The organism is Mycolicibacterium sp. XJ1819, from assembly GCF_053483675.1.
In genome coordinates, this window is the sequence record NZ_JBEFST010000057.1 from 1 (window position 1) to 436 (window position 436).

The window sequence follows — 436 nt, forward strand, 5'->3', positions numbered from 1 at the left end:
TCTATACCCCGACGAGTCTGACGCTCGCTCGATCCAAAACGGTCAGACAATATCTCGCGTGGCGTCGCAATGAGTTTTGCCTTCGCGTGCAGTCTGATCTGCATGGGCAGACTCATCTATGGCTTCAACACTTCGGTGGACGGATACATCGCCGACGCACAAGGCAACATCGACTGGTCCGATCCGAGCGAAGAACTACATCAGTACTGGAACGACTTCGAGCGGGAGACCGCCCTATCGTTCTACGGACGACGGCTCTACGAATTGATGTCCGCATACTGGCCGACGGCCGACCAGGCCCCCGATGCCACCCCGTTGATCGTCGACTACGCCCGCATCTGGCGCGACATGCCCAAGGTCGTGTTCTCGCACACCCTGGAGTCCGTCGACTGGAACTCCCGGCTGGACCGCGGCCACCCCGTCGAGGTAGTGACCC

Annotated in this window: 1 protein-coding gene; it reads left to right on the forward strand. The window is 60.1% G+C overall.

Features of this window, described 5'->3' with window-relative positions; translation table 11 throughout:
- Positions 1-102 precede the first annotated feature (102 nt).
- Positions 103-436 (forward strand): dihydrofolate reductase family protein (locus ABQE89_RS26290; RefSeq protein ID WP_448422177.1); only part of this gene is annotated, 334 nt, incomplete at its 3' end.